Source organism: Vibrio sp. D173a (assembly GCF_030248475.1).
In genome coordinates this window covers 1-571 of record NZ_JAHGAH010001100.1, presented here as the reverse complement: position 1 = coordinate 571, position 571 = coordinate 1, and the positions used below count along the sequence as shown (strand labels likewise).

Here is a 571-nt window from a genome sequence, read left to right as displayed (position 1 = left end):
GAAAGCAGTCTCAATTGAACATCTTCATGGTGGAAGACATAGAGCTGAATGTCACGGTGGCTCGCTCACTATTAGAAAGTCTAGGTCATCAAGTGACTGTGGTGATGACGGGTAAAGAGGCGCAGATTGCCTTTAATCCGCAAGAGTTTGATTTGGTTCTTCTTGATATCCAGCTCCCAGATATGACAGGGTTTGATATCGCCAAATACTACCGCGAGAAATACTCTGAGCTACCGCCTTTAGTTGCCTTGACAGCCAATGTGCTCAACAACAAAAAAGAGTACCTCAATAAAGGCATGGATGACGCCATCAGTAAGCGGTTGTCGGTCAAAGCGATTCAGGACGTGATTGCCAAATTGATTGAGAATAAACAACAAGAGATACCTCAACGGATTGAAGAGGCTCGCGTTGTTGAACCGAAAATCACGTCGATCGACACCAGCCTGCTTGATATTGAGATGCTAGAGTCTTATGTTGATATTGTTGGACCTAAGCCTGTACTCGACAGTATCGCGATGTTTGAAGAGATGATGCCAGACTATATGGAGATTCTTAACTCGAATATGGTCGC

The 571-nt window shown here is 44.5% G+C and carries 1 protein-coding gene; it reads left to right on the top strand.

Going from position 1 to position 571, the window contains the following annotated elements; genetic code table 11:
- Positions 1-571 (top strand): response regulator (locus KIV40_RS31575; RefSeq protein ID WP_285353256.1); only part of this gene is annotated, 571 nt, incomplete at both ends.